At 66.4% G+C, this 22,895-nt stretch carries 22 protein-coding genes; 20 read left to right on the top strand and 2 right to left on the bottom strand.

Annotated features, from left to right (window positions below; all coding sequences use genetic code 11):
- The first annotated feature begins 12 nt into the window (after window positions 1-12).
- From AC3WLF_RS08565 to AC3WLF_RS08605, 9 genes are all read left to right on the top strand, one after another.
- On the top strand, window positions 13-603 hold the full coding sequence (locus AC3WLF_RS08565) for a TetR/AcrR family transcriptional regulator (protein ID WP_026201385.1): 591 nt from the start codon (window positions 13-15) through the stop codon (window positions 601-603).
- A 76-nt stretch (window positions 604-679) separates the two neighbouring features.
- On the top strand, window positions 680-2,467 hold the full coding sequence (locus AC3WLF_RS08570) for an acyl-CoA dehydrogenase C-terminal domain-containing protein (RefSeq protein WP_492319038.1): 1,788 nt from the start codon (window positions 680-682) through the stop codon (window positions 2,465-2,467).
- Between the two features lie 76 nt (window positions 2,468-2,543).
- On the top strand, window positions 2,544-4,967 hold the full coding sequence (locus AC3WLF_RS08575) for a 3-hydroxyacyl-CoA dehydrogenase/enoyl-CoA hydratase family protein (RefSeq protein ID WP_492319039.1): 2,424 nt from the start codon (window positions 2,544-2,546) through the stop codon (window positions 4,965-4,967).
- Window positions 4,968-4,988: 21 nt separating this feature from the next.
- A complete protein-coding gene (locus AC3WLF_RS08580) occupies window positions 4,989-6,188 on the top strand; it encodes an acetyl-CoA C-acyltransferase (protein ID WP_037025321.1) in 1,200 nt (399 codons plus the stop codon).
- A gap of 112 nt (window positions 6,189-6,300) precedes the next feature.
- Window positions 6,301-7,257 carry a DegV family protein gene (locus AC3WLF_RS08585; protein WP_492351984.1) on the top strand — a complete coding sequence of 319 codons (957 nt, stop codon included), beginning with the start codon at window positions 6,301-6,303 and terminating at the stop codon, window positions 7,255-7,257.
- 31 nt (window positions 7,258-7,288) lie between these two features.
- Entirely contained in the window at window positions 7,289-8,065 is a 777-nt protein-coding gene (locus AC3WLF_RS08590) for an enoyl-CoA hydratase (RefSeq protein WP_492351983.1), read from the top strand.
- A 202-nt stretch (window positions 8,066-8,267) separates the two neighbouring features.
- On the top strand, window positions 8,268-8,696 hold the full coding sequence (locus AC3WLF_RS08595) for a PAAR domain-containing protein (RefSeq protein WP_492351982.1): 429 nt from the start codon (window positions 8,268-8,270) through the stop codon (window positions 8,694-8,696).
- Window positions 8,584-8,841: a hypothetical protein gene (locus tag AC3WLF_RS08600; RefSeq protein WP_492351997.1), complete on the top strand. Its 258-nt coding sequence runs from the start codon at window positions 8,584-8,586 to the stop codon at window positions 8,839-8,841. Before AC3WLF_RS08595 ends, AC3WLF_RS08600 begins: the two co-directional genes overlap by 113 nt.
- Entirely contained in the window at window positions 8,834-9,439 is a 606-nt protein-coding gene (locus AC3WLF_RS08605) for a type VI secretion system amidase effector protein Tae4 (protein ID WP_492351981.1), read from the top strand. Before AC3WLF_RS08600 ends, AC3WLF_RS08605 begins: the two co-directional genes overlap by 8 nt.
- A gap of 398 nt (window positions 9,440-9,837) precedes the next feature.
- On the opposite strand, the gene AC3WLF_RS08610 is transcribed toward AC3WLF_RS08605, so the two are convergent.
- Window positions 9,838-10,242 (bottom strand): acyl-CoA thioesterase, encoded by a 405-nt coding sequence (locus AC3WLF_RS08610; RefSeq protein ID WP_492355829.1) that lies wholly within the window; start codon window positions 10,240-10,242, stop codon window positions 9,838-9,840.
- A gap of 108 nt (window positions 10,243-10,350) precedes the next feature.
- Between AC3WLF_RS08610 and AC3WLF_RS08615 the strand changes: the two genes are divergently transcribed.
- From AC3WLF_RS08615 to AC3WLF_RS08630, 4 genes are all read left to right on the top strand, one after another.
- Window positions 10,351-12,249 carry an ABCB family ABC transporter ATP-binding protein/permease gene (locus AC3WLF_RS08615; protein WP_492351980.1) on the top strand — a complete coding sequence of 633 codons (1,899 nt, stop codon included), beginning with the start codon at window positions 10,351-10,353 and terminating at the stop codon, window positions 12,247-12,249.
- Window positions 12,250-12,453: 204 nt separating this feature from the next.
- Entirely contained in the window at window positions 12,454-13,596 is a 1,143-nt protein-coding gene (locus AC3WLF_RS08620) for an ABC transporter substrate-binding protein (protein ID WP_492355828.1), read from the top strand.
- Window positions 13,593-14,447, top strand: coding sequence for an ABC transporter ATP-binding protein (locus AC3WLF_RS08625; RefSeq protein WP_492319045.1), 855 nt, complete (start codon window positions 13,593-13,595; stop codon window positions 14,445-14,447). Before AC3WLF_RS08620 ends, AC3WLF_RS08625 begins: the two co-directional genes overlap by 4 nt.
- A 12-nt stretch (window positions 14,448-14,459) precedes the next feature.
- The gene (locus tag AC3WLF_RS08630) at window positions 14,460-15,233 is read left to right on the top strand and encodes an ABC transporter permease (protein ID WP_010813920.1); all 774 of its coding nucleotides are present in this window, start codon (window positions 14,460-14,462) and stop codon (window positions 15,231-15,233) included.
- A 7-nt stretch (window positions 15,234-15,240) separates the two neighbouring features.
- Here the strand turns inward: AC3WLF_RS08630 and AC3WLF_RS08635 are convergent, their stop codons facing one another.
- Window positions 15,241-16,011: a GntR family transcriptional regulator gene (locus tag AC3WLF_RS08635; protein WP_492319046.1), complete on the bottom strand. Its 771-nt coding sequence runs from the start codon at window positions 16,009-16,011 to the stop codon at window positions 15,241-15,243.
- Window positions 16,012-16,214: 203 nt separating this feature from the next.
- Here AC3WLF_RS08635 and AC3WLF_RS08640 point away from each other — a divergent pair, with 203 nt between their 5' ends.
- The 7 genes from AC3WLF_RS08640 (at window position 16,215) to AC3WLF_RS08670 (ending at window position 22,855) form a co-directional block, all read left to right on the top strand.
- Complete coding sequence (locus AC3WLF_RS08640) at window positions 16,215-17,714, top strand: class I adenylate-forming enzyme family protein (protein WP_492319047.1); 1,500 nt, start codon at window positions 16,215-16,217, stop codon at window positions 17,712-17,714.
- Window positions 17,711-18,499 (top strand): citryl-CoA lyase, encoded by a 789-nt coding sequence (locus AC3WLF_RS08645; protein ID WP_492319048.1) that lies wholly within the window; start codon window positions 17,711-17,713, stop codon window positions 18,497-18,499. The genes AC3WLF_RS08640 and AC3WLF_RS08645 overlap by 4 nt, the downstream gene beginning before the upstream one ends.
- 57 nt (window positions 18,500-18,556) lie before the next feature.
- A complete protein-coding gene (locus AC3WLF_RS08650; protein WP_492319049.1) occupies window positions 18,557-19,516 on the top strand; it encodes a VOC family protein in 960 nt (319 codons plus the stop codon).
- 85 nt (window positions 19,517-19,601) lie between these two features.
- Entirely contained in the window at window positions 19,602-20,240 is a 639-nt protein-coding gene (locus tag AC3WLF_RS08655) for an alpha/beta hydrolase (protein ID WP_492351977.1), read from the top strand.
- 18 nt (window positions 20,241-20,258) lie between these two features.
- Window positions 20,259-21,317, top strand: a complete 1,059-nt coding sequence (locus AC3WLF_RS08660; protein ID WP_492319051.1) for a maleylacetate reductase — start codon at window positions 20,259-20,261, stop codon at window positions 21,315-21,317.
- 90 nt (window positions 21,318-21,407) lie between these two features.
- Window positions 21,408-21,752 (top strand): YciI family protein, encoded by a 345-nt coding sequence (locus AC3WLF_RS08665; protein WP_492319052.1) that lies wholly within the window; start codon window positions 21,408-21,410, stop codon window positions 21,750-21,752.
- A gap of 137 nt (window positions 21,753-21,889) precedes the next feature.
- Window positions 21,890-22,855 carry a sialidase family protein gene (locus AC3WLF_RS08670; protein ID WP_492319053.1) on the top strand — a complete coding sequence of 322 codons (966 nt, stop codon included), beginning with the start codon at window positions 21,890-21,892 and terminating at the stop codon, window positions 22,853-22,855.
- Window positions 22,856-22,895 lie beyond the last annotated feature (40 nt).

The following is a 22,895-nucleotide window of genomic DNA, read 5'->3' on the forward strand; positions in this document are numbered from 1 at the left end:
TCCCCCGCGCCAATGCGCAAGGGTGAAATGACGCGCGTGGCGATTCTGGATGCCGCACTGGAATTGTCGTCCCGCGACGGGCTCGAAGGTCTGACCATCGGGCTGCTCGCGGAACGCATGCAGATGAGCAAGAGCGGTGTCTTCGCGCATTTCGGTTCGCGCGAAGACCTGCAGGTGGAGGTGGTGCGGGAGTATCACCGCCGGTTCGAGCAGGAGGTGTTCTATCCCTCGCTGCAGGAGCCGCGCGGCCTGCCCCGGCTGTGGTCGATGGTGCGGCGCTGGATGGAGAAGCGCATCCAGGAAGTGACGACTGGATGCATCTACATCAGCGGCGCCGTGGAGTACGACGACCGTGCCGGCAGCCTGGTGCGTGACGAGCTGGTCAAGAGCGTCACCATCTGGCGGGCAGCGCTCACGCGCGCCATCAACCAGGCGCGGGAGGAAGGGCACCTGCGCGCGGACTGCGATCCGCGCCTGATGCTGTTCGAGATGTACAGCCTTGAACTAGGCTTGCATCATGACGCCCGTTTCCTGCGCCTGCCTGACAGTGCCGAGCTTGCCATGGTCGCGCTCAACAAGCTGATTCAGTCTTACCGTACCTGAGGTCGCCCCGGTCGGACCGTATCGCGCAAGCGGGACGGGCGGCGTGGCGGCATCGCACAACTCCAAGGAGTCTCAGATGGGCCAGTACACCGCACCGTTGCGCGACATGCAGTTCGTGCTCCATGAACTGCTCGGCGCCGAAGCCGAACTCAAGGCGATGCCGCCGCACGCGGACATCGACGCGGACACCATCAACCAGGTCATCGAGGAAGCCGGCAAGTTCTGCTCGGACGTGGTGTTCCCGCTCAACCAGGTGGGCGACCGCGAAGGCTGCACCTACGTCGGCGACGGCGTGGTCAAGGCCCCCACCGGCTTCAAGGAAGCCTACCAGCAGTACGTCGAGGCCGGCTGGCCGGCGCTGGCGTGCGATCCCGAATTCGGCGGCCAGGGCCTGCCGATCGTGATCAACAATGTGGTCTACGAGATGCTGAACTCGGCCGGCCAGGCCTGGACCATGTACCCGGGCCTGTCGCACGGCGCGTACGAGGCGCTGCACGCGCACGGCACGCCCGCACTGCAGCAGACCTACCTGCCCAAGCTGGTCTCCGGCGTGTGGACCGGCACCATGTGCCTGACCGAGCCGCACTGCGGCACCGACCTCGGCATCCTGCGTTCCAAGGCAGAGCCGCAGGCCGACGGGTCGTACCTGATCTCGGGCACCAAGATCTTCATCTCGGCCGGCGAGCACGACATGGCCGAGAACATCATCCACCTGGTGTTGGCACGCCTGCCGGACGCGCCGGGCGGCACCAAGGGCATCTCGCTGTTCGTGGTGCCCAAGTTCATCCCCGATGCCAACGGCAACCCGGGCGAGCGCAACGGCATCAAGTGCGGCTCGATCGAGCACAAGATGGGCATCCACGGCAACGCCACCTGCGTGATGAACCTGGACGGCGCGCGCGGCTGGATGGTGGGCGAGCCCAACAAGGGCCTGAACGCCATGTTCGTGATGATGAATGCCGCGCGCCTGGGCGTGGGCGCGCAGGGCCTGGGCCTGACCGAAGTGGCGTACCAGAACTCGCTGGCCTACGCCAAGGACCGCCTGCAGATGCGCGCGCTGACCGGCCCGAAGGCGCCGGACAAGCCCGCCGACCCGATCATCGTGCACCCGGACGTGCGCCGCATGCTGCTGACGCAGAAGGCCTACGCCGAAGGCGGCCGCGCCTTCAGCTACTGGACCGCGCTGCAGATCGACCGCGAGCTGTCGCACCCCGACGAAGCCGTGCGCAAGCAGGCCGGCGACCTGGTCGCGCTGCTCACGCCGGTGATCAAGGCCTTCCTGACCGACAACGCCTTCACGTCCACCAACGAGGGCATGCAGGTGTTCGGCGGCCACGGCTATATCGCCGAGTGGGGCATGGAGCAGTATGTGCGCGATGCGCGCATCAACATGATCTACGAAGGCACCAACACCATCCAGGCGCTGGACCTGCTGGGCCGCAAGATCCTGGGCGACATGGGCGCCAGGATGAAGGCCTTCGGCAAGATCGTGCAGGAATTCGTTGAAGCCGAAGGCACCAACGAAGCCATGCAGGAGTTCATCAACCCGCTCGCCGACATTGGCGACAAGGTGCAGAAGCTCACCATGGAAATCGGCATGAAGGCGATGGGCAATGCCGACGAGGTGGGCGCCGCCGCGGTGCCGTACCTGCGCGTGGTGGGCCACCTGGTGTTCTCGTACTTCTGGGCCCGCATGGCCAAGATCGCGCTGGAGAAGGAAGCGAGCGGCGACAAGTTCTACACCGCCAAGCTGGCCACGGCACGTTTCTACTTTGCCAGGCTGCTGCCGGAAACCGCCGCCGAGATCCGCAAGGCGCGCGCTGGTGCGGCAACGCTGATGGCGCTGGACGCAGACCTGTTCTGAGTCGACTCTACGCGTCGTTCCCGGCCGGGAACGACGGCTTCGCATCTGTCTAACGCTCACTAATCCAGGAGCGAGCATGTCCAATTTCATCGTCAAGAAAGTCGCCGTGCTGGGTGCCGGCGTCATGGGGGCGCAGATCGCCGCCCACCTGATCAATGCGCGCGTGCCCGTGGTGCTGTTCGACCTTCCCGCCAAGGAAGGCCCCAAGAACGGCATCGCGCTGCGCGCCATCGAGAACCTGAAGAAGCTCTCGCCCGCGCCGCTGGGCATCAAGGAAGAGGCCGGCCTGATCCAGGCGGCCAACTACGAGGACGACATCGCGCTGCTCAAGGAATGCGACCTGGTGATCGAGGCGATCGCCGAGCGCATGGACTGGAAGCACGACCTGTACAAGAAGGTCGCGCCGCACCTGGCCTCGCATGCGATCTTCGCGACCAACACCTCGGGCCTGTCGATCACAGCGCTGTCCGACGGGTTTGATGCGGACCTGAAGTCGCGCTTCTGCGGCGTGCACTTCTTCAACCCGCCGCGCTACATGCACCTGGTCGAGCTGATCCCGACCGCGACCACGCAGCCGCAGATCCTCGACCAGCTTGAAGCATTCCTGACCACCACGCTCGGCAAGGGCGTGGTGCGCGCCAAGGACACGCCCAACTTCATCGCCAACCGCGTCGGCATCTTCTCGATCCTGGCCGTGTTTGCCGAAGCCGAGAAGTTCGGCATCCCGTTCGACGTGGTCGATGACCTGACCGGCTCCAAGCTGGGCCGCGCCAAGTCCGCCACCTTCCGCACCGCGGACGTGGTCGGCCTGGACACCATGGCGCACGTGATCAAGACCATGCAGGACACCCTGCACGACGACCCGTTCGCGCCGGTGTACAAGACCCCGGCCGTACTCAAGGGCCTGGTCGACGCGGGCGCGCTGGGCCAGAAGACCGGTGCCGGCTTCTACAAGAAGGAAGGCAAGGCCATCAAGGTGCTCGACGCCAAGACCGGCCAGTACGTCGATGCCGGCAAGAAGGCCGACGAGATCGTGGTGCGCATGCTGAAGAAGGATGCGGCCGAGCGCATCAAGCTGCTGCGCGAGTCGACCAACCCGCAGGCGCAGTTCCTGTGGGCGGTGTTCCGCGACGTGTTCCACTACATCGCCGTGTACCTGGAGCAGGTCGCGGGCTCCGCCGCCGACATCGACCTGGCGATCCGCTGGGGCTTCGGCTGGAACTCGGGTCCGTTCGAAGACTGGCAGTCGGCCGGCTGGAAGCAGGTGGCCGAGTGGGTCAAGGAAGACGTGGAAGCCGGCAAGGCGCTGTCGGCTGCGCCGCTGCCGGCATGGGTATTCGAGGGCCCGGTGGCAGAGAACCAGGGCGTGCACGCCGCTGCCGGTTCGTGGTCGCCGGCGACGCAGTCCTTCGTCGCGCGCAGCAAGCTGCCGGTGTACCAGCGCCAGGCATTCCGTGCCGCGATCAAGGGCACTGCCGCGGCCGATCCGCGCAAGGCCGGCCGCACTGTCGAAGAGAACGACGCCGTGCGCATCTGGGTGAGCGAAGGCCAGGACGACGTGCTGGTGGTCTCGTTCAAGAGCAAGATGAACACCATCGGGCCGGACGTGATCGACGGCCTGACCCGCGCCATCGACCTGGCCGAAACCGGCTACAAGGGGCTGGTGGTGTGGCAGCCGACTTCGCTGCAGCTGGGCGCACCGGGTGGCCCGTTCTCCGCCGGCGCCAACCTGGAAGCGGCCATGCCCGCCTTCATGATGGGCGGCGCCAAGGGCATCGAACCGTTCGTGAAGAAGTTCCAGGACGGCATGATGCGCGTGAAGTACGCCTCGGTGCCGGTGGTGTCCGCGGCGTCCGGCATTGCGCTGGGCGGCGGCTGCGAGCTGATGCTGCATTCGGCTTCGCGCGTGGCCGCGCTGGAGACGTATATCGGCCTGGTCGAAGTGGGCGTGGGCCTGGTGCCGGCCGGCGGCGGCCTGAAGGAAGCCGCGCTGGCGGCCGCGCGCGCGGCGCAGGCCGCGGGCAGCACCAACATCCTGCAGTTCCTGACCAGCCGCTTCCAGAGCGCGGCCATGGCCAAGGTCTCGGCCTCGGCGCTGGAAGCGCGCCAGATGGGCTACCTGCAGCCGTCCGACAAGATCGTCTTCAACGTGCACGAGCTGCTGTACGTGGCGCAGAACGAAGTGCGCGCGCTGGCCAGCGCCGGCTACCGCGCGCCGCTGCCGACGCTGGTCCCGGTGGCCGGCCGCTCGGGCATTGCCACCATCAAGGCATCGCTGGTCAATATGCGCGACGGCGGCTTTATTTCGGCGCACGACTTCCTGATCGCCAGCCGCATCGCCGAAGCGGTGTGCGGCGGCGACGTCGAGGCCGGCTCGCTGGTGAGCGAGGACTGGCTGCTGGCGCTGGAGCGCAAGGCCTTTGTCGACCTGCTCGGCACCGGCAAGACGCAGGAGCGCATCATGGGCATGCTGCAGACCGGCAAGCCGGTGCGTAACTAACAGGGCAAGCGAGGAACCGACATCATGAAACAACTGCAAGACGCATATATCGTTGCGGCCACCCGCTCGCCGATCGGCAAGGCCCCGAAGGGCGCGTTCAAGAACACGCGCCCGGACGACCTGCTGGCAACCATCCTGAAGGCTGCCGTGGCACAGGTGCCGGACCTGGACCCGAAACTGATCGAAGACGCCATCGTCGGCTGCGCGATTCCTGAAGCGCAGCAGGGCCTGAACGTGGCCCGCATCGGCGCGCTGCTGTCGGGCCTGCCCAATACCGTGGGCGGCATCACCGTCAACCGCTTCTGCGCCTCGGGCGTGAGCGCGGTGGCGATGGCGGCCGACCGCATCCGCGTGGGCGAGTCCGACGTGATGATCGCCGCCGGCGTGGAATCGATGAGCATGGTGCCGATGATGGGCAACTCGCCGTCGATGTCGCCGGAGATCTTCACCCGCGACGAGAACGTGGGCATCGCCTACGGCATGGGCCTGACCGCCGAGAAGGTGGCGCAGCAATGGCAGGTCAGCCGCGAGGACCAGGATGCGTTCTCGCTGGCCTCGCACCAGAAGGCCATCGCGGCGCAGCAGGCCGGCGAGTTCAAGGACGAGATCACGCCGATCGAGATCGTCGAGCGCTTCCCCGACCTCGCCAGCGGCCAGGTGAACGTGAAGTCGCGCACGATCTCGCTGGACGAAGGCCCGCGCCCGGAGACCTCGCTGGAAGGCCTGGGCAAGCTGCGCCCGGTGTTTGCCAACAAGGGCAGCGTCACCGCCGGCAACAGCTCGCAGACCTCTGACGGCGCCGGCGCGCTGATCCTGGTCTCGGAAAAGATCCTCAAGCAGTTCAACCTGGTGCCGCTGGCGCGCTTCGTCTCGTTCGCGGTGCGCGGCGTGCCGCCCGAGATCATGGGCATCGGCCCCAAGGAAGCGATTCCGGCGGCGCTGAAGGCCGCGGGCCTGACCCAGGACCAGCTCGACTGGATCGAACTGAACGAGGCCTTTGCCGCGCAGTCGCTGGCGGTGATGCGCGATCTGCAACTGGATCCGGCCAAGGTCAACCGCATGGGCGGCGCGATTGCGCTGGGCCACCCGCTCGGTGCCACCGGTGCGATCCGTTCGGCCACGGTGGTGCACGCGCTGCGCCGCCATAACCTGAAGTACGGCATGGTGACCATGTGCGTTGGCACGGGCATGGGCGCCGCAGGTATTTTCGAGCGCGTCTAAAACGCGCCTGCGGGACGGCTCCTCGGGGCTGTCCCGCCCTTCTGTCAGGTGAAGAAAGCAGTACCGGGGCTGCCGCCCGCCATGCGGGTCACCAGGTAGGGGAGACAATAATATGCAGGAGACAGCCATCCTGGCCGATGCCGCGTGCGATCTGCCGCGCGACATCATGGCCCAGCTGAAGGTCCACACCATTCCGTTCCGCATCCGCGCGGGCGAACATTTTGTCGCCGATACGCGCGATGAAGACGCGCTGCCCACGCTCTACCAGCAATACCTGGTTGGCCGCCAGGACCACTACGCCGAATCGATCCCGCTGCTCGAGCGCGAGCTGGAAGAACACCTGCTGCGCAACGTGGTGGCCCATTGCGACCGCGCCATCCTGTTCACCATCGCCAGTTCGCGCAGCAAGCTGTATGCGCATGCCACCGGCGCGGTGATCGGCACCGTGGCGCGCAGCGTGCGCCTGCGCAAGGAAGCCGGGCGCACCGGCCTGTTCGACCTGACCGTGGTCGACACCGGCGCGATCGGACCGGGCCAGGCACTGATCGTGCGCGAAGCCGCGCGCATGGCCGCCGCAGGCGCCAGCCCGCAAGCGGTGCGGGAAGCGGTCGAGACGCGCCTGCGCGATGCCGCCCATATGTTCCTGGTGCCCGACGAGCTGCTCTACATGTACACGCGCGCGCGCCAGAAGGGCGAGGGCAGCATCACCTGGGGCCGCTATGTGATGGGCAGCGCCTTCAATATCCGCCCGGTGGTGCGCATGCACCGCGGGCACACCGAGGCCATCGCCAGGGCACGCGGCTCCGAGGAGGGTGCGCGCCGCGTGCTGCAGCATGCCGAGCAGTGCATCCGCGGCGGCGACCTGATGGTGCCGGCGATCTCGGTCTGCTATGCCGGCCCGCTCGACGCCGTGCGCGCGATGCCAGCCTTCCAGTCGCTGGAGCGCACCGCGCACGGCCAGGGCGTGGCACTGATGCTGGCGCCGATGAGCCTGACGGTGGCGCTGAATGTCGGCGCGCGCGCGTTCGGGCTGAGCTATCTTTCCGAATCGCCGCCGCCTTTTGAATAACCCCAGCAATGCATCCACAGACGAGGACACCATGAGCATCCGCACCGGCATCGAGCACGGCATCCTGACCATCGAGTTCGACCGCATCGACAAGAAGAACGCCATCACCGCGGCGATGTACCAGGCCATGGCCGACGCGCTGCGCGCGGCCGAAACCGACCGCAGCGTGCGCGCCATCCTGCTGCGCGGCAAGCCGGAGATCTTTACCGCCGGCAACGACCTGGAAGACTTCATGCAGCGCCCGCCTGCCGGGGGTGAAGGCACTGAGCAGGCGCCGGTGTTCCAGTTCCTCTACCAGATCAGCCACGCCACCAAGCCGATCGTGGCAGCCGTCAGCGGTGCCGCGGTCGGGGTGGGCACCACCATGCTGCTGCATTGCGATCTGGTTTACGCGTCCGATACGGCCAAGCTGTCGCTGCCGTTCGTGCAGCTGGGCCTGTGTCCTGAAGCGGCCTCGAGCCTGCTGCTGCCGCGGCTGGTCGGCTACCAGCGCGCGGCCGAGAAGCTGCTGCTGGGCGAAGCCTTCAGCGCGCAGGAGGCGCTGGAGATCGGGCTGGTGACGCGGGTGCTGCCGGTGGCCGAGCTGCACGACTTTGCGCTGCAGCAGGCGCGCAAGCTGGTAGCCCTGCCGGCGTCGTCGCTGCGCGAGAGCAAGCGGCTGATGAAGGCGGGCGATATGACGGCAGTGGAAAAGCAGATGGCCGACGAGGGCGCGGTGTTCCGGAAGATGCTGGTGGCGCCGGAGGCGAAAGAGGCGTTTGCTGCCTTCTTCCAGAAGCGCAAGCCGGATTTTACGAAGTTCGAGTAAACCTGTCCGATTCGCCCCTCGGTAATGCAATGCCGGGGGGCCCTTTCCTGGCGACTCCACGCTCCTGTATCTCTGGATGGCTGAACCGGTGGGACTAGTCGCCTAATCGACAAAGAAGTATCAGGTTTCGCTGATTGATTCCTTATGGAAGCTCTGGCGCAATGGCGTGCGGTGAAAACCTATCTCCAAGCAAGGTGCGGCCATGGTTACCAGAACCTATCTCATCAAGGGCGACAAAGCAAACAATGGGGCCACGATCGTTGGTGGCAGCCTCGGATCCAGCTACGAAGGCAACCCGACAGCGCGTGAAGGCGATCCGGTGTACTGCCCAGTCTGCAAGCGAACGGGAGTCAGCGTCTGCGTCGGCCCACGCTGGCCCAGCACGGATGAGGGCAAGGAAGAAGCCTTGAGCGGTGACATCTGCGCGTGCGGTTGCAGTCCGCGGCCTGTCTTCTTTGCGTCGCGACCGTACACGATGACCATGACGGCAGAGGATGCTGCGCAGTGGCATAAGGCGCATGCGCGGAAACAGCGCCGGCTTTCCCACCTCGCCGGTGACTGTCAGGTACGACGAACAAATTCGAGCGCGATCGGGAGCGGCCCTCGTCGCAGGCTATCCGTACTTCGTTGAGATCTCCGATGGCCGGACGTTCGCCGGGCGCCTGGACGAAAGCGGAAAGCTGCCTCGCGTATATACGGAGAACGCCGACGAGTACTCGGTCTATTGGGGCGACGAAGCCCTGGCAAAGCAGTGCGAGGGGTCCGAGCATGCCTAACAAGAGAACAATCGTTAGGACAAATTCGACCCCGGATTCCATCAAGGAGGTATCACTAAAGGCTGTTACATTCGCTGAGCTGTGGACGGCCTATCCGCAAGGCGCACCGTACGTCGATCCAAAGACAGGAGACATACCGCCAGGTTTCGAGAACCAGTGCGCGATTCGCATGAGCGTGACCCTGCACCGGGTCGGCATCGAGATGAAGTCCTTTCGCGGCAAGGGCCAGATTCGCTTGGACGGCAAGCGCACGGCAGTCCTGGCGTCCGAGATGGCGGATTGGCTGCGGCTGAAGCCGCTGGCGGGCATCGGCGCGCCGGAAAACGTCACGGGGGCCGATTGGCAGAAGAAGATCAAGGGGCGCACAGGAATCGTTGCCTTCAAGAGCTACTGGAGGCGGGACGGTGAATCGGCTGGCAATGCGACAGGCGGTCACGTTGACCTGTGGAACGGATCGAGGCTGACCATCAGCAGTGCGCCCGGTGCTATTGCAACAATTGGTCGCAGCTTGGGCTGGGACGCATTGTTTCCCGGCACCCACTACGGGTGGTCGGATCTCGGGCGGTCAACGGAGATACTTTTCTGGGAAATCAAGTGAACAAGCGGCGCATTGCCATCAAAGCAGCATTCGTCGGCACTGGTCTGGCCAGTGTTCTCACATGGTCCCGTGTCGATGTTTACCTCTGCGACATGTTCCCGAGCCTGTGCATGCCGCGGCCTGGGACTTGCGTTGGAATCGATATATGCCCTTCTGATATCCGGATGCTGCTGGGTTTGATCTTGCTGATACCTGTGCCACCAGCCTTGTTTGGTGTCCTGGGGTTCCTGCTTTGCGCGCGTGTCGATAGAGTCACCGTGCTGGCTGCCGCGCTGGCGGGGGCGGTCCTCGCACATTGGGCGGTTGTGTTCACTGTAACCAGGATCATTGCGCTGTAGTGCCAAGGGGGCGGCGCAAATGGACAGGACATTGGAAGGAATGTATTGACCTGCCGCCCCTCAAGCCGACGGCAACGCCCGCGGCTGCCGCGATTCATCCGTCGCCACATACGTCAGCGTGGCCTCCGTCACCTTGACGATCTCATTGCTGTGGCGCATCCGTTGCGCGTAGACCTCGACCGACACCGTGATCGAGGTACGGCCGGTCTTGACGATGTCCGCATAAAAGCTGACCAGGTCGCCAACGAACACCGGATGCTTGAACAGGAAGGAGTTGACCGCGACCGTGGCCACGCGGCCCTGGGCGCGTTCCACCGCCGGGATCGAGCCGGCGATATCCACCTGCGCCATGATCCAGCCGCCGAACACGTCGCCGTGCACATTGGCGTCGGCGGGCATGGGCACCACGCGCAGAGCGGGATTCTTGCCGGCGGGCAGGGCGGGGACGGTGTGGGGAGCGTTCATGACGGTGTGTGGTGGACTGCGGAAGGAGGCGGAGCGCGGCGAAAGACCCTTCGCCTGCCACGTAATGCGAACTCTGCGACAATCGCGCATTGGCTCGAATTCTAACGTATGCGCCGCTATTCCACGACCGCTGAGCCGGCCCCCGCTCCTGCTTCAAACACGCTCTTTCCCGGTCAGCGCGCGCCCCGCAGCGACTGGCAGACGGTGCGCAACCTGCTGCCCTATGTCTGGCACTACAAGTGGCGCGTGATGCTGGCGCTGGCGTGCCTGGTGTCGGCCAAGGTGGCCAACCTGGGCGTGCCGGTGCTGATGAAGCAGCTGATCGACAGCATGAACCTGCAGCCGGGCGACCCGCGCGCGCTGCTGGCCGTGCCGGTCGGGTTGATCGTCGCCTACGGGCTGCTGCGGCTGTCGGCGACGCTGTTCACCGAGTTGCGGGAGATGCTCTTTTCCAAGGTCACGCAGAGCGCCGTGCGCGAGATCGCGCTGCAGGTGTTCCGGCACCTGCACGCGCTGTCGCTGCGTTTCCACCTGGACCGGCAGACCGGCGGCATGAGCCGCGACATCGAGCGCGGCACGCGCGGCATCCAGTCGCTGATCTCGTATTCGCTGTACAGCATCCTGCCCACGCTGGTCGAGATGGGCCTGGTGATCGGCTTCTTTATCCTGCACTACGACATCTGGTTCGCGGCCATCACCGGCTGCGCGCTGGTGGGGTATATCGTCTTCACCATCGTGGTGACGGAATGGCGCACGCATTTCCGCCGCCGCATGAACGAGCTCGATTCGCGCGCCAACCAGAAGGCGATCGATTCGCTGCTCAACTTCGAGACCGTCAAATACTTCGGCAATGAAGAGTACGAGGCGCAGCGCTACGACGAGAACCTGCGCAAGTACCGCACCGCCGCAATCCGCTCGCAGAACTCGCTGTCGTTCCTGAACTTCGGCCAGCAGACCATCATCGCGCTGGGGCTGATCCTGATCCTGTGGCGCGCCACCGTGGGCGTGGTCGACGGCAAGCTCACGCTGGGCGACCTGGTGCTGGTCAACACGCTGATGATCCAGCTCTATATCCCGCTGAACTTCCTCGGCGTGATCTACCGCGAGATCAAGCAGGCCACCACCGACATGGACCGCATGTTCGTGCTGCTGGGCACCAACCAGGAGGTGGCCGACGCGCCCGGCGCGCAGCCGCTGCAGGTCAGCGGCGCGCAGGTGCGCTTCAGCGACGTGCGCTTCAGCTATGAGCCGGACCGGCTGATCCTGGATGGCGTGGATTTCACCATTGCGGCGGGCACCACCACCGCCGTGGTCGGTCACAGCGGCTCGGGCAAGTCGACGCTGGCGCGGCTGTTGTTCCGCTTCTACGACGTCAACGGCGGCGCCATCGAGATCGACGGCCAGGACATCCGCGCGATCACGCAGGACAGCCTGCGCCGCGCCATCGGCATCGTGCCGCAGGACACGGTGCTGTTCAACGACAGCATCTTCTACAACATCGCCTACGGCCGGCCAGACGCCAGCCGCGACGAGGTCATCGCCGCCGCGCGCGCCGCGCAGATCGACAGCTTCATCCGCGAGCTGCCGCAGGGGTACGACACCCCGGTGGGCGAGCGTGGCCTGAAGCTGTCCGGTGGCGAGAAGCAGCGCGTGGCGATCGCGCGCACGCTGCTGAAGAACCCGCCGGTGCTGGTCTTCGACGAAGCCACCTCGGCGCTGGATTCACGCACCGAGCAGGCGATCCAGGCCGAGCTGATGCGGCTGGCGCAGAACCGCACCACGCTGCTGATCGCGCACCGGCTGTCCACCGTCGTGCATGCCGACCAGATCCTGGTGATGGACCACGGCCGCGTCGTCGAGCGCGGCACCCATGCCGAGCTGATGCGCGCGCGTGGCCGCTACGCCGAGATGTGGGACATCCAGGCGCGCGCCGCCGCCAAGGGCGGCGAAGCCGTGGGCGCGGATGCACTGGCACTCGACGTGGGCGACGCCACGCAGGACGCCTGACGGGGCTGCATTCTCCTGCATCCGCGTGCACCAAGGGGTGGCGGGCATTGTCGACAATCATTGCCGACGATGGCGCTGCGGCAATCGCCTCGCACGTTTTTGGTTCGGCAATCGCTTGCGGGCCCGCCCTGAAACGGGGCTGAAAAACCTGGCACGTCCCTTGCGGACGAATCCCTCCGAGATCACGATCAACGGAGAGATTCCATGCCTCATTTCCACGCTGCGCTAGCGTCCGCCGGCGTTTGCGCTGCTGCCGCCGAGAACCATGAACATACCGGCACGCGCGCGTCCCGCACTACGGCACGGCGCCGCCTGCTGAAGCTCGGCGTGATGATCGGCACCAGCCTGGTGCTGTCGACACAATTCGCCGGCGCGGCCTACGCGCAGGCTGCACCAACCAAGCTCCGCTTCCAGCTCGACTGGCGCTTCGAAGGGCCGGCGGCGCTGTTCCTGCTGGGCGAGCAGAAGGGCTACTACAAGGCCGAGAAGCTCGACGTCTCGATCGACGCCGGCAACGGCTCGGGCAACGTGGTCAACCGCGTGGCCTCGGGCACGTACGACATGGGCTTCGCCGATATGTCGTCGGTGATGGAGTTCTACGGCAACAACCCCGACGCGAAGAACAAGCCGGTGGCCGTGATGATGGTCTACAACAACACGCCCGCCGCCGTTCTCGCGCTGAAGAAGTCCGGCATCCGCGCGCCGAAGGACCTCGCCGGCAAGCGCATGGGCGCGCCGGTGTTCGACGCCGGCCGCCGCGCCTTCCCGATTTTCGCCAAGGCCAACGGCCTGCAGGCGTCCTCGTTCAACTGGCAGGCGATGGACCCGACGCTGCGCGAGACCATGCTCACGCGCGGCGACCTCGATGCCATCACCGGGTTCTCGTTCACATCGATCCTGAACCTGAACGCGCGCGGCGTGAAGGATGAAGACATCGTGGTGCTGCCGTACCCGCAGTTCGGCGTGAAGCTGTACGGCAACGCGGTGATCGCCTCCGAGGAATTCATGAAGAAGAACCCGGAGGCAGTGAAGGCCTTCCTGCGCGCCTTCAGCAAGTCGGCGCGCGACGTGATCGCGCGGCCGGAAGAGGGCATCAAGGCGGTCAAGGCGCGCGACGGCATCATCGATGAGAAGCTGGAAGTGCGCCGGCTCAAGCTGGCGCTGGACAGCGTGGTCAAGTCGCCGGATGCGAAGGCCGAGGGCTTCGGGCGCATCAGCAAGCCGCGCCTGTCGCTGATGGCCTCGCAGGTGGCCGATGCCTTCGGCACCAAGGGCCGCATCAACCCCGATGCGCTGTGGACCGATGCGTTCCTGCCCAGCGCGGCCGAACTGGATGTGCTGCGATGATGACACGCCAGGCTGCCTTCATGCCCGCCTCTGGCGGGAGCGCCGCGCCCGCGGCCGTGGAACCCTTTGTCGATTTCAACCGGGTCTGGCTGGCCTATAACGACGAGCTCGCGCACAAGGGCGAGTTCGCGGTCGAGGACATCTCGCTGCAGGTGGCGCCGGGCGAGTTCATCGCCATCGTCGGCCCGTCCGGCTGCGGCAAGTCCACCTTCATGAAGCTGGCGACCGGGCTCAAGCCGGCCACGCGCGGCGTCGTGAAGATTGCCGGCCAGAAGGTGACCGGCCCGCTCAAGCAGGTCGGCATGGCCTTCCAGGCGCCCACGCTGCTGCCGTGGCGCACCACGCTGGACAACGTAATGCTGCCGCTGGAGATCGTCGAACCATATCGCTCCACCCTGCGCGCACGTCGCGACGAGTACGTCGAGCGCGCGCGCAAGCTGCTGCATACGGTGGGCCTGGCCGGCTACGAGGACAAGTACCCGTGGCAGCTGTCCGGCGGCATGCAGCAGCGCGCCTCGATCTGCCGCGCGCTGGTCCACCAGCCGCGCATGCTGCTGCTGGACGAGCCCTTCGGCGCGCTCGACGCCTTTACGCGCGAGGAGCTCTGGTGCGTGCTGCGCGACCTGTGGCAGGCGCAGCGCTTCAACGTGATCCTGGTCACGCACGACCTGCGCGAGGCCGTGTTCCTGGCCGACACCGTCTACGTGATGAGCCAGCGCCCGGGCCGCATCCTGATGCGCAAGGAGATCGACCTGCCGCGCCCGCGCGACCTGGAACTGACCTATACCGAGCCCTTTGCCGACCTGGTGCACGTGCTGCGCGAGAAGATCGGCCATGTGCGCCAACACTGAGGCAAAGCTACCATGATGACTCTCACTTCCGCGCAGGAGCGCCGCGTGCAGCGCGTGGCGCCCTGGCTGCTGCTGGCCGCGGTGCTGCTGCTGTGGCAGGGCGCGTGCATGGCCTTCGGCGTGTCCGACTTTATCCTGCCGACACCATCGGCGATCGTGGCCTCGCTGGTGGAATATGCCGACGTAATCGCCGGCCATGCGTGGCGCACCTTCTGGACCACCATGGTGGGCTTCGGCGTAGCCATCGCCGTGGGCGTGCTGCTGGGGCTGGCAATGGGCTCGTCGCGGCTGCTCTATGCCGCCAGCTATCCGCTGATGACGGCCTTCAACGCGCTGCCCAAGGCCGCCTTCGTGCCGATCCTGGTGGTGTGGTTCGGCCTGGGCGCGGGTCCGGCCATCCTGACCGCGTTCCTGATCTCGTTCTTCCCGATCATGGTCAATATCGCCACCGGCCTGGCCACGCTGGAGCCGGAGCTGGAGGACGTGCTGCGCGTGCTCGGCGCCAAACGGCGCGACGTGTTGTTCAAGGTCGGTCTGCCGCGCGCCATGCCGTATTTCTTCGCATCGCTGAAGGTGGCGATCACGCTGGCCTTTGTCGGCACCACGGTGTCGGAGATGAACGCCGCCAACGAAGGCATCGGTTACTTGCTGGTGTCGGCCGGCTCGGCCATGAAGATGCCGCTGGCCTTTGCCGGGCTGGTGGTGATCGCGGTGATGGCGATGGCGATGTACGAGCTGTTTGCGGTGGTCGAGAAGCGCATGACCGGCTGGGCCCACCGAGGCTAGCCATGCTTCAGCTGCCGGCCTGCGTCAACTGGTAGCTCGTGCAATAGCTGAAGCGGCTGGCCGGATGGACACCGGTGGTCACGACAATGGCCTGTTCACGCAGGAAATAAGTCCGGGTGATGCGCAGCCCGGCCGATTTGTCGGGGACCTGCAAGGCCTTTGCCTGAGCGCCTTCGATCAGCCAGCCTTCCACTTTCTGCTCGACGCGGGTGATCTTGATCCCGTACTGCTTCTCGACCATCGTGTACACCGGCACGTCCAGGGTCTCGCCGAGCTGGGACAGGGCACCATATGTGCCGTCGACGTAGATGTCGACCAGCGCAATCGGCTCGAGGGCGGGCGGGCAGCCATAGCGCGTGCCGGCAATGTGGAGCCACGCGGCGCCGGGCGCGCAGCGCAGCAGTGCCGCCAGGGCTTCATCAGCCTGGATGGTGCTGCTTCCTGAGGTGCGCAGCGTCGTGCCCTTGGCGTAGCTGACCAGGTCGGCCGGAGAGTCCATGACTTGCATGAAGCGGCTCTGCGGCCGGTCCGCGATCACGCGCGTGCCCACGCCTGCTTGCCGGGTCACCATGCCGAGGCTGGTCAGCTTCTGCACGGCCTGACGCACCGCGTACCGGCTCAGATTCCACCTTTCGCACAATTCGGCCTCGGTCGGCAGCAGTTCGCCGACCGGTGGGCGGCCGCCGATGATTTCCTGCATCAATGTGCGTGCCAGGTCCAGGTGGCGCGGAGTGTTGGCGGCCAGCGCGGCCGCGTAGGCGTCGGTGTCGTCTTGCATGCTTTCAAGCGCTTTCAGAGTCGCTTCATGGTCGCGGGGCAGAGGGAACAGGCTGCCTCCAGCCTTTTGCCAATGCTAGCACGGGCGGCAGGGTTTTTCCTAATATTCGAATGTTCGAACAAACTTCTATAGTTCGAGCCATCGAAGGGCGGCGAGCCGTTTTTCGCCTCGATGCCGTCCTTGTTTCCTGGAGATTCCCAAGCATGTATCCCATCGACTTCCTGTGGCGCGCCGCCCACCGGTATCCCGGCCGGGTGGCCATCATCGGCCCCGCCGGCGAGCTGTCGTTCCGGGCGCTGGCAGACATGGTGCTGCAGCGAGCCGCCGCACTCACCGCGATCGACCCTGCGCCGCGCAGCCGGGTCTGCGTCGGGGCCGCGAACACGGTTGACCACCTGGTGGCGATCCTGGCAATCCTGGCCGCCGGCAAGGTGTGGATACCGCTGAACCCGCGCAACGGCGACCCCGAGCTGCACCGCATCGTTGATTTCGTCGAGCCGTCGCTGGTGCTGGCCGATGCCGAGATGGCGGCGCGGCTGGTGGGTATCACCGTGCCAGTGCGTCCGCTGGCAGACCTCGCTTGCCATGCGGGTGACGTCAACACGGTCATGATGGGACCCCACGGGCGCGGTGGTGTCCCCCTCGACGCCGCGCAGGCGATCAAGTTCACCGGCGGCTCGACGGGGTTCCCCAAGGGCGTGATCCAGCCGCTGCGCGCCTGGAACGCGAACATCGCCACCCAGATCCATGAACTGGGCCTGACGCCGGATGACCGCTACCTGGTGGCCGCGCCGATCACGCACGGCACCTCGACCTACATGCTGCCGTTGCTGGGCGCTGGCGGCGCATTGATCTTTCCGGCGCACAACAAGGCGGCGGCATTGCTTGATGCGGCGCAGGCCCATGGCGCGACGCTGTTCTTCGCGCCCCCGACGCTGATTCTGTCGCTGGTGGAAGAGCAGCGCCGCGCGCCCCGTGGGCTGCGTTCACTGCGCTACCTGGTCTACGGCGGCGCGCCGATGCGCCCGGAACAGATCCGCGATGCCCAGGCGGTGTTCGGTCCGATTCTCTGCACGTCCTTCGGCCAGACCGAGGCGCCGCAGATCATCACCTTCCTGCCGCCGGGCGACATGACGGGCACCAACCTGGCTTCCGTTGGAAAGCCATCGCTGCTGACCCGGGTTGCCATCGTCGACAAGCACGGCAACGTGCTCAAGGCCGGGGAGGAGGGTGAAATCGCCGTGCGCGGCGACCTGGTGATGAGCGGCTACCTGAAGGCGGAGCAAGAGACCCGCAAGACGCTGGTCGACGGCTGGCTGCGCACGGGCGATGCCGGGGTCCTTGATGAGCGCGGCTACCTGTTCCTGCGCGACCGTATCCGTGACGTGATCATCACCGGCGGCTTCAATGTCTACCCCAGCGATGTCGAGGTGGTGCTGTCCGCGCACCCCGCTGTCGCCGACTGCTCGGTGGTCGGCATCCCGGATGCCAAGTGGGGCGAGGCCGTCCACGCGGCCGTGCAACTGCGCCCGGGCATGCGTGTCGACGCCGCCGACCTGATTGCGCTGGTCAAGCGCGAGCTGGGCTCGGTCAAGACGCCCAAGCAAGTACACCTGTTCGATGCGCTGCCGCGCAGTGCGGTGGGCAAGGTGCTGAAGCCCGCGGTCCGGGCAACCATCGTGGGCATCGGGAGCGCATCATGAGCCAGCCGCAAGCGGGCGCCGCGCCCCGCACCAAGCTCTGCCACTACACCACGGAGGCGGTCTACTACGGCGACGATGACCTGGTGGGCGACCTGCTCGGCCAGGCCAGCTTTGTCGATGTCTTCATGAAGCAGACCTTCGGCAGCGCGCCGACCGCGGCCCAGCGCCGCATCGTCGAAGCGGTGTTGGTCACGCTGATGGAGCACGGCATGACGCCGAGTGCCATCGCCACGCGCATGATCTATGCGAGCTCGCCGGAAAACCTGCAGGCGGGTGTGGCAGCCGGCTTGCTTGCGGTGGCCAGCCAGTTCATCGGCACCATGGAGCCGGCCGCCGGCCTGCTTGACCAGATCGCGGTTGCCGGCGAAGCGGGCGCTGCCGAGGCGCAGCGCATTGCCCGGGACTACCGCGCCAGGCGCGAGGCGGTGCCTGGTTTTGGCCACCACCTGCACCGCCCGGACGATCCACGCGCCCTGGCCTTGCTGGCGCTGGCGCGCGAGCTTGGCACCCATGGCTCGCGCTGCGCCGCGCTGGCGCTGCTTGCCGCCGAGGTGGATGCCGCCGCCGGGCGCCATATCACCATCAACGCCACCGGTGCGATCGCCGCCGTGCTCGGCGACATCGGCATCCCGGCCAGGCTGATGCGCGGTTTCGCCGTGCTCAGCCGCACGGCTGGCCTGATCGCCCATATTGCCGAAGAGCAGCGCGAGCCATCGGGGCGGTTCATCTGGGACCTCGTTGACCACGCGATGAAGCCCCCACATCCCGCGGACCAGCCAGGCTGACGATCCCGGTACGGCCTTGCGCACCTGTTCCATCAGAAAACAGCAAGAGGAGACAACATGACACAAACGGACCAGTCCATTCAGCGCCATCACCACATCACGCTGAGCGTGGGCACCGCACAGGACGACTATGACTTCCACACCAAGGTGCTGTCGCTCAAGAGCGTGAAGAAGACGCTGATCTATGACGGCGGTACGCCGTTCTATCACCTGTACTACGGCAACGACGTCGGCGAGGAGAGCACCCTGATCACCTGCTTCCCGGTGGCGCATTTCGGGCGCAAGGGCAAGCGTGGCACGGGGCAGATCGGCAGCCTGGCGCTGTCGGTGCCGGTATCGGCGATTCCGTTCTGGGAGAAGCGCCTGGCCGACCATGGCTTCGAGGTCCGCCGTTCGGAACGGTTCGGGGAAACGGTGCTGGCATTCGCGCATCCCTGCGGTGTCGAGTACGAGCTGATCGGCATTGCCGACGATGCTCGCAAGCCTTACTCCAACGGCGAAGTGCCTGCGGAGCTGGCCGTCCGCGGCCTGCATACGATCGCGGTCAATGTGCGGGAAATGGAGACTTCGCAGGAGTTCATGCAGACCGGCTGGTCGGGCCGCGAGGTGGCACGCGACGGCAAGTACACCCGCTACGCATTTGGCGACGGCGGCTCCGGCAAGTTCGTCGACTATGCGCTCGAACCCGGCATGCCCCAGGCGAGCTGGACTTACGGCGAGGGTACGGTGCACCACTGCGCGTTCCAGGTCGAGGATCGCATGGTCCAGGACCTGGTCAAGGCCCGTCTCGAGGGGATGGGCCTGACCGATACGTCGGAGCGCAAGGACCGCGGGTATTTCGAGTCGATCTACGTGCGCACCCCCAGCGGTGCGATGTTCGAGGCCACGGTATCCAAGCCGGAAGCTTTCCTGATCGACGAGCCCTACGAACGCCTGGGCTCGGAGCTGAAAATCGCACCGCAGTTCGAGAGCCAGCGCGCCAGCATCCTGCAGTCGCTGGAAACCCTGAACTATTGAGAGAACGGGCATGGCAGGGCCAACGCCCTGCCGCTCGCCCATCGCCCGTTATGCCGGGAAGACTATGCCTGACATCAATCCCCACATGCAGACGCCGCTGAGCGTGTTCGATGCGCCGGCTGGCAACGCGAAGCTCGCCGCGATCCTGGTGCATGGGCGCGGCCAGTCCCCCGCGCTGATGCGCGAGCTGCTGGTCAGCCGCATCAGCCACCCCGGGGTCGCATGGTTCGCGCCGCTGGCGGCGGACAATTCCTGGTACCCAGAGCGCTTCATCGCCCCCCTCGACACCAATGAGCCGAGGCTCTCGCAGGCGCTGGAGCGCATCGACGTCCTATCCGAGGCGCTGCTGGCCATGGGCTTTCCTTACGCATCCCAGGTGCTGGTCGGGTTTTCACAGGGCGCTTGCCTCTGCAGCGAGTTCCTCTGGCGCCAGCGCCGCAGGTATGCGGGGCTGATCGCCTTCACCGGCGGACTGATCGGACCGCCCGGCATGCCCCGCGACGGCTCGCATCGCGAACTCGAAGGCATGCCGGTGCTGCTCTCCACCTGGGACCAGGATCCGCATGTGCCCGCCGACAGCGTGCGCGAGTCGGCCTCATGGTTCAGCGCGGTCGGCGCCGACGTCACCCTCAAGGTGGAGCCGGGCAGCGAGCATGGCATCCGCGACGCGGAAATCACCTATGCCAATACCCTCCTGGCTGCTTGCGCGCCGGGAACCTGTTGATCATCTGGAGCAGTCACCATGCAGTCATTCGTGCATGAATCCCGCGCTTGCCGCGTCGTCTTCGGCCGCGGCGCACGGCAACACCTTCCGCGCGAACTGGACCAACTGGGGCTGCGGCGGGTGCTGGTGCTGACCACCCCGGAGCAGGTGGCGCTCGGCCAGCAAATCGCCGATCTCCTCGGGGACCGCTGCGTCGGCGTCTACGGCGAAGCCGTGATGCATGTGCCCGCAGACGTCGCCCGCGCCGCGGTCCAAGCCGTGCATCGGGCCGGCGGCGATGGCTGCGTGGCCGTTGGCGGCGGCTCCACCATCGGCCTGGCCAAGGCGATCGCGCTCAACGCGGATTTGCCTATCATCGCCTTGCCGACGACCTATGCCGGCTCCGAGATGACGCCGCTTTACGCCATCACCGAGGGCGGTCTGAAACACGCCGGCCGCGACTGGCGCGTGGCGCCGCGCAGCGTTATCTACGATCCGGATCTGACGCTGACGCTGCCCCAGGGCCTCACCATGACCAGCGGCATGAATGCCATCGCCCATGCGGCCGAAGGCCTGTACGCAAGCGACGGCAACCCGGTCTACAGCCTGATGGCGGAGGAGGGCATCCGCGCCCTGGCCAGTGCGCTGACATGCCTGAAGCGCGCTCCCACGGATGCCGATGCGCGCGGCGACGCGCTGTACGGCGCCTGGCTGTGCGCCACCGTGCTGGGCAACCTGCAGATGGGTCTCCACCACAAGCTGTGCCATACGCTGGGTGGCAGCTTCAACCTGCCGCATGCGGAAGTCCACACCGTCATGCTGCCTTACGCGCTGGCCTACAACGCCGCGTCGGCGCCGCAGGCGATGGCGCGCATTGCCCGCGCACTGGGTCGCGGGCCCGCCCCCGCCGGCCTGCGCGAGCTGGGCGCGGCGCTTGGCGTGCCGCGGTCCCTGCGCGAGATCGGCATGCCGGCGCACGGCCTCGATCATGCCGCGGACCTGGTGGTGCAGACGCCATATCCCAATCCGCGCCCGATCGAACGCGGGCAGGTCCGGGAGCTGTTACAGCGGGCCTACGAAGGCGCCGATCCAGCCTGACCGGCGAGCCGCCTGAACGAGAACACCCATCCTGATCCCATACCAGCGCGCAGGGTCCGATGACCGGGCGCCGCAGTGGAGTTACTTGCCATGCCATACATCATTCGCGGCTACTTCCGGCAGGACGTTGCGCAGGCGCGCCTCAAGCTTCGCCCTGAACATATCCGCCACATCCTGTCCAGGTTGCCGGAGATCGTCTGCGCCGGTGCGTTGTGCGGGGAGGACCAGCGTCCGCAAGGCCTGTTTCTCGCCGTCGGCTGCACCGACAGAGAGCAGGCGCAATTACTGATCGCGGACGATCCGTACTGCCGCGCAGGCTTGTTCGAACGGATCGAGATCGAACCCTTCCTGCAATTCGTCCCGCATCCCAACCCGCGCATCCTGCACGAGGAACTGGAGCGCGCGCTGCAGAGCGCAACCATGGCTGCGCGATAAACCTGCCCGGCGCCGGCTAGCGTCCGCGTAGCCGCCGCGTATCCCCTGAGCTTGCCATGCAGTGAAACCCTGCGGGGCGGAATTCGCCCGCGGCCGGCGCAGCCTTGCGCATCCAATTCAGACAGAAGACCTGAACCATGCAACGTATCAAACGCATCCTGCTGTCCGGCTTGCCCGTGGCCATCATTGGCGGGCTTCTTTATGCCGGCTTGTTCGTCAAGCCCAAGCCGGCAGGCAAGTCCGTCGCGCAGCCGCTGGTGGAACGCGGCGACGCCTTCTACGGCCTCGCCGTGCTGCCCGATGGCCGCATGTGGGCCGTGGGCACGAACGGGAAGATCCTGCACAGCGACGATGCGGGACAGGGCTGGCACATGCAGCGCACCGCCAGCCAGGAGACCTTGCAGGACATCGCCGCCTGGGATGCGCGCCGCGCGGTGGCGGTCGGCAATGAGGGTGTGGTCCTGACCACGGCCGACGCCGGCCTGACCTGGGCCCCGGCGCAGGCACCCAGGTCAGCCATCAGCAACAAGCTGATGCGCGTCCATGTGAGCCAGGACGGCAGTGCGTGGGCGGTCGGCAGCGGCGGCGTGCTGCTGCGCTCGCGGGACTACGGCAAGCGCTGGGAGTCCGCGGCGCAGGGCGAGGACACCGCATGGAACGGCATCGCCTTCGACGGGCCGCGCGGCTGCGTGGTGGGCGAGTTCGGCCGCATCCGCATCACCGGCGATGCCGGCGAGCGCTGGACCAGCGTCGCCAGCCCGGTCAAGCACAGCCTGATGTCGGTCAGGTTCAGGGATTCCAGCCACGCCATTGCCGTGGGCCTCGGCGGAACCGTGCTGGTCAGCGACAACGGCGGCGCCAGCTGGACGCAGGCCGCCAGGGCCACCGACGAGGACCTGCTCGACGTCGCCTGGGACGGCAGCCAATGGATCGCCGTGGGAGACAAGGGGGTGGTGCTGGTGGCCGGCCCGGATGCAGGCAGCTGGCGGCTGACGCGGTTCGAGCCGCTGGACCGCCGCTGGTACACGCGCGTGCAGCCGCACGGCGGCAAGTACTACGCCACGGGCTCGCGCCTTGCCGTCAAGGAAGCGGCAGCCCTGTAGACGCATTGTCCAGGGACGACCGAAGAATATGGAGGAGAAC

The sequence above is a fragment of the Cupriavidus sp. FW306-01-F10A genome, assembly GCF_058782785.1.

Bases quoted from the DNA above. Each gene is read 5' to 3' on its own strand.
- AC3WLF_RS08585 (WP_492351984.1), top strand. From the start codon at position 6,301: ATGCAGGAGACAGCCATCCTGGCCGATGCCGCGTGCGATCTGCCGCGC.
- AC3WLF_RS08645 (WP_492319048.1), top strand. From the start codon at position 17,711: ATGAGCCAGCCGCAAGCGGGCGCCGCGCCCCGCACCAAGCTCTGCCAC.
- AC3WLF_RS08655 (WP_492351977.1), top strand. From the start codon at position 19,602: ATGCAGACGCCGCTGAGCGTGTTCGATGCGCCGGCTGGCAACGCGAAG.
- AC3WLF_RS08640 (WP_492319047.1), top strand. From the start codon at position 16,215: ATGTATCCCATCGACTTCCTGTGGCGCGCCGCCCACCGGTATCCCGGC.
- AC3WLF_RS08665 (WP_492319052.1), top strand. From the start codon at position 21,408: ATGCCATACATCATTCGCGGCTACTTCCGGCAGGACGTTGCGCAGGCG.
- AC3WLF_RS08590 (WP_492351983.1), top strand. From the start codon at position 7,289: ATGAGCATCCGCACCGGCATCGAGCACGGCATCCTGACCATCGAGTTC.
- AC3WLF_RS08625 (WP_492319045.1), top strand. From the start codon at position 13,593: ATGATGACACGCCAGGCTGCCTTCATGCCCGCCTCTGGCGGGAGCGCC.
- AC3WLF_RS08670 (WP_492319053.1), top strand. From the start codon at position 21,890: ATGCAACGTATCAAACGCATCCTGCTGTCCGGCTTGCCCGTGGCCATC.
- AC3WLF_RS08620 (WP_492355828.1), top strand. From the start codon at position 12,454: ATGCCTCATTTCCACGCTGCGCTAGCGTCCGCCGGCGTTTGCGCTGCT.
- AC3WLF_RS08595 (WP_492351982.1), top strand. From the start codon at position 8,268: ATGGTTACCAGAACCTATCTCATCAAGGGCGACAAAGCAAACAATGGG.
- AC3WLF_RS08610 (WP_492355829.1), bottom strand. From the start codon at position 10,242: ATGAACGCTCCCCACACCGTCCCCGCCCTGCCCGCCGGCAAGAATCCC.
- AC3WLF_RS08615 (WP_492351980.1), top strand. From the start codon at position 10,351: ATGCGCCGCTATTCCACGACCGCTGAGCCGGCCCCCGCTCCTGCTTCA.
- AC3WLF_RS08630 (WP_010813920.1), top strand. From the start codon at position 14,460: ATGATGACTCTCACTTCCGCGCAGGAGCGCCGCGTGCAGCGCGTGGCG.
- AC3WLF_RS08650 (WP_492319049.1), top strand. From the start codon at position 18,557: ATGACACAAACGGACCAGTCCATTCAGCGCCATCACCACATCACGCTG.
- AC3WLF_RS08570 (WP_492319038.1), top strand. From the start codon at position 680: ATGGGCCAGTACACCGCACCGTTGCGCGACATGCAGTTCGTGCTCCAT.
- AC3WLF_RS08605 (WP_492351981.1), top strand. From the start codon at position 8,834: ATGCCTAACAAGAGAACAATCGTTAGGACAAATTCGACCCCGGATTCC.
- AC3WLF_RS08575 (WP_492319039.1), top strand. From the start codon at position 2,544: ATGTCCAATTTCATCGTCAAGAAAGTCGCCGTGCTGGGTGCCGGCGTC.
- AC3WLF_RS08660 (WP_492319051.1), top strand. From the start codon at position 20,259: ATGCAGTCATTCGTGCATGAATCCCGCGCTTGCCGCGTCGTCTTCGGC.
- AC3WLF_RS08565 (WP_026201385.1), top strand. From the start codon at position 13: ATGCGCAAGGGTGAAATGACGCGCGTGGCGATTCTGGATGCCGCACTG.
- AC3WLF_RS08600 (WP_492351997.1), top strand. From the start codon at position 8,584: ATGCGCGGAAACAGCGCCGGCTTTCCCACCTCGCCGGTGACTGTCAGG.
- AC3WLF_RS08635 (WP_492319046.1), bottom strand. From the start codon at position 16,011: ATGCAAGACGACACCGACGCCTACGCGGCCGCGCTGGCCGCCAACACT.